The organism is Pseudomonas sp. Au-Pse12, assembly GCF_021341665.1.
In the GTDB taxonomy this organism is placed as follows: Bacteria; Pseudomonadota; Gammaproteobacteria; order Pseudomonadales; family Pseudomonadaceae; genus Aquipseudomonas.
In genome coordinates, this window is record NZ_JAJTTH010000030.1 from 1 (window position 1) to 4,545 (window position 4,545).

General features: G+C 45.0%; 2 protein-coding genes. Both read right to left on the reverse strand.

Annotation, left to right across the window (positions count from 1 at the left end; genetic code table 11):
* Window positions 1–177: 177 nt before the first annotated feature.
* Window positions 178–459 (reverse strand): hypothetical protein, encoded by a 282-nt coding sequence (locus tag LXM55_RS32245; protein WP_233324183.1) that lies wholly within the window; start codon window positions 457–459, stop codon window positions 178–180.
* A gap of 600 nt (window positions 460–1,059) precedes the next feature.
* Entirely contained in the window at window positions 1,060–3,558 is a 2,499-nt protein-coding gene (locus tag LXM55_RS32250; protein WP_233324185.1) for a COR domain-containing protein, read from the reverse strand.
* Window positions 3,559–4,545: the final 987 nt, after the last annotated feature.

Here is a 4,545-nt window from a genome sequence, read left to right on the forward strand (position 1 = left end):
CCGCCGCCACAGGCCATCCATGGCCTGGGGCGGCTAGCTCGGCATCCATGCCGAGCTGCCCCCTGCGCAATGCCTGCGCTCGGCCTCCTGAGGGGGCAGGAAGATCAAGAGCAAGAGCAAGATCAAAAGCCAAAGCAAAGCCAAGCGCGTTTTACGCGCTTGTTGCATCAATGGTGCTCAGGACTCTTGTCCAGTTCGCCACTGAATCACCTCCAGCACCGCGCAACCCTCCCGGGTGAGCAGATGCACCCCTCGGGTGACCCGCGTCAGATCGCAGTCGGCAATGTCTTTCAGGTTAAGCGTGGACAGCGTGTCCATCAGATCCCGCACCACGGTGAAACGATGGGCCGCACTGCTGGCCAGATCGCTCAGGGAGGCTTGGGTGTCGAGGTAGAAAACGGCTTGATTGGCGTCGTGGGTGTCGACGGCGGTAAAGCGCGAGAGTGGCTGGTCAATCATCGGTACAGCTCCTGTGCAGGGAGCAATCACCTTAGTTGCCAACGACGAAGAAAATGACCGCTGTACGCGCCTATGACGACCGGAGAATCATCGCGCACAGCCGTCATAACATCCTGTCGCGGGCACCGGAAAGGCGACTGCAAAGGTGTTGTGGACGCTGATGCTGCGTTGTAGTTCGACCGGCCAAGGTCGTCGCGGATGTTGCTGCGAGGGTGGACTATAGGGGCGAGGAGTGGGGGCCGGCAACGGTGGGTTGGAGGGGATGTTTGAGTGGGTGTGTCTACCGGCAGCAATGGCTGCGGTAAGAGTGTAATGAGGCTTTAAATCAAATTCCGCTTTTTTAGGTTGGTATGGGAGACAGGGCTGGCTTGGTCAATAACTTTTGTAGCCGTACGCGGAGCTGTATCGACACGTGTCATAGTAAACATACGAAAGTTGTCCTGGTAATCCGTTGATGTGGTTACCCATTCGTCATAAGAGATGTCACGAATTTATCCAAGCTATTTCGGTGCACGGCCCAATGAATAGATGAGCTAAAGCAAAAAAAGCAGCCTGCTTCTAGTACTACTCAAAAAAGGCGTGCACCGAAAAGTTTACTAATTATATTCCTGGTGTATAAACATACGTCAATACAAATAGCGCTATTGCACCTGCGGCCCTAACTGTTAGTCCCTTTGCAGAAAATCCGACATTTATATATCCGGGGACTGTGGCGCCGAAAACTGCGACAAGTAGGCTCATAACTATTCTAAATGCTACCATTAGACTGGAATCAATGGGGGTGTTTCTCACCAGTAAATAACCAAAAAGTGCAAGAAATAGTACTAGTGAAAATGTAACGATAATTTTTTCCCAAGTATTAACTGTGTGCTGGGTCATTGATGCCTCCTCTGTGTTACCTATATTCCCGATTACCGTTTGCACATTCGTGTTGGCTGCAAAATAATTACCATGTACGTTGATGGTTTGAGAGGAGTCTCGAGAAGATTTCTTTTCCACACCATTCAATAATTTTTGCACGTTAAAGCTCCGATCTAGTCGCCCAATAAACATCTCCTCAATACCTTTTCGCTCATGACCAATTAAGTCAGCGTAATCCACCATGTGTCCGCTTTCATCTGGTAGTGGAACTTTCTCTCTGAAACCTAGTTTTTCAAAAGAAATATTTATTTCGAATATGGTTCTTCGTATTACAGCAAAATAATCTCGCTTTTCCAGACCTGCGACGGTGACGTATATTCTTTTCGCCTTCTCATCAGCCTTAATTAAGGCTTTAGTTGAGAAGGTTTCGCTATGTAATACAACGCCCGTGCGCCATCTTTCCATATTGTTGATATCCGCATGAAGTCTGACTATTAATCTCAACATTACGGACTTTGGGAGATAGTCATATTCGAAGACAAACTTTAACGCGTCGCTATCATCAAAATAAAATTGTGGCTCTTGAACATCCAATAGGTCCGGTATTAGTATTGAGTCGCTACTTAGTCGATAACAGACCTCAAATTTCACCATCAAATCTACCAGGAATGAATGCTTTTCAGGCGGATAAGTAAATACAAGACCTTTTTTGTATTTGAGTACATCTGTCAAAGCATCTAGTTTTAGTACTCCATTTTGCTCAGCAAGTTTTTTTGAGTTTATGATTCTGTAGACGCCCTCAGTGACCCAGCGAGGGTCGAGAACGTGCATATCCAAAAGCTGAATATCTCGAAAGTGCAGTACAATGCCAAGATCATGTAGAAAATCGACTAAAATTTCTTGGCTTTCAGCAGGTACGTCATGTTTGGAACAAATATTACGATACTGATCAAGTGTGATAAATTCTGTGCCCTTTTCTTCTAGTTCTTTTTTGACCTGAAACCATGAATACGGCCATTGAGTCTTTATCATCGGGATATCAGATAAATTAGACTTCATGTCTCCAATAAGCGCATCTACACCCATATGTTTAGAGCAGGAAATTCTATAAAAACCCAGTATGTTTTTATATTTCTCACGCAGAAATTTTTCATTCGCTCCAAAAGAAGGGTGTTCATCCACTTTGTTTAGAACTACAAAAACTGGAGAGTCGCCGCCAAAACTTGTTATATGTTGTAGCCAGTATTCCGGATCTTCCTCCTTTCTACCGTCTAGAACCAATATGTAAACACTTCGTTTCGAAAGAAAAAACTGATGGGTTGCGTGCATTATCTGTTGCCCGCCAAAATCCCAAAAATTCAATTTAACTTCGACGCCATCATTTGTAGATAAAGCCCATTTTTTTATATTGATACCATGGGTCTGTTTTTCCTTCGCATCAAAGCGCTCACCCATTAGACGCTTTACCAAGGAGGTTTTTCCTGCGCCACCATTTCCAACAAGTATAACTTTCAACTCGTTCAATGGAAGGCTTTGCTTTGCTCTCTCAATATAATAATTATTTATTGCGTCAGCACCATGAAGCAATATTTCGAACGGAGGATCAGACAAGGTATCAGAAACTACATATAAGCCACTGGCACGTTGAAGTTCATCCAGTATTTCGAGTTGAAATGGTGAGTCTTCAATTGTTTCTTCAGTCAGCATATGTATTTCAGAGTTGAGGTTTTTCTGTGATTTTTTTCTACGAGTTTTAATCGAATCCCCTTCTAGAGAAGTAGGGGTGAAAGTATCAAGCAAGTCTTTAGATAAAAAGCTATTGAATGCAGCGTCGGAGGCGGTGCGCACTGCGGTAATTGGAGAAAGCAATGAAAATAAATGCTGTGGTAATCTATTTATAGCCCCTCCTACCCACAAAAACTCTAATTCGGTCAACTTAAGAAACTTGTCAGGAATGTCATAGGTTACACCGCCGAAAATAACTATCCGTTTTACATGCACAAGCTCACATATAAGTTCGAGAATTTTTCCAATATTGTTTTCTATTCGTCCCAGCTTTACCCCGGAAACTCTACCTCTTGAGTCAATAGAGTATGCTCGCCCATTGCCAAAAGGTAGAATGAACGCTTCATTTACTTTTTTAAATTTACCTTCACTGCCGAGATTGTGTTCGTTATTTTTCTCGGAATTTAAAAGATTATTGATGTCTTCTAATACTTCTAATTCTGACTTGCTCATAAATCCCTCAAGTGAAATTGGCATTCCTAGCTTGCGCTGAGTTTCGATGATAGCACATTGCCTAGCAGCGGAAGTCAGTAGCGGGGGATATGCACCAATAATAGCTACGGCTGTTTGTGTATAGATCCGCTATAGAGTGAATTTTTCTAGGTGTTAATCTGAAGCATCGCGCTAGATTAGTAGCTGCGGGTTGATAGCTACTCCACATGGGTTGGCAAATGTAGTTTTCTATGAGTCCGTGCAAGCGATAGCTTAAACAAAAAATATTTAGAATGTCCGCTGCGTAAGCGGATGTAGCTGAAACTGTTCAGCTAAGCGATATCTATCTTTCATCGATGGCAGATTATCGCTGATGAAGGCCCATCGTGAACATCTCATCTTGACCGATTGACGTCCTTTGCTAATGACTGCAACTCGGCCCAACGAAAACGTAAGCCGAAGATCAGCTAATGGCTGATAGTTGTCCGTCACGCACGTTTGTCAATGGCTGTTCACTATCTGCTGTGATCATTGCCGTACGCAATATTTTGCGTTCGTCGATTTAGTCTTTTGCTCATTTTTGGTGAAGGGTGACTTAAGGGATACTCCAGATGTTGTGCTTTAGCACCTTCTTTTTCCGTTGGTAGATTCCGGGGCTATTGGTAGGGATAAGCTGAGTATCGGTTATGGCTTGAATCGTATAAATAGCCATTCTTGTCCGCTTAGCAGTCGTTCGTAGCCTTCGGCAGCTCCTACAGATAACGCGAACGGCAATAAAACAGGCCGGCCTGTAGGCCGCCGTCTGCTTTTGCTCTTGCTTTGGCTTTTGATCTGCCTGCCCCTTTAGACACGATGGCCGAACGCAGGCATTGAGCCGTGGGTAACCCGGCAGGACGCCGGGTTAGCCGCACTGGGCCATGGATGGCCCATTGCGGCGTGAGGGCATGCCGAGCCTAGGCGAGGCACCGAGTGGAGGGGCAGAGAGCCTTTGGTCACTTTGGGCTCCAT

Excerpts from the sequence above, each read along its gene's own strand:
- LXM55_RS32245 (WP_233324183.1), bottom strand. The coding sequence starts at position 459 with ATGATTGACCAGCCACTCTCGCGCTTTACCGCCGTCGACACCCACGAC.
- LXM55_RS32250 (WP_233324185.1), bottom strand. The coding sequence starts at position 3,558 with ATGAGCAAGTCAGAATTAGAAGTATTAGAAGACATCAATAATCTTTTA.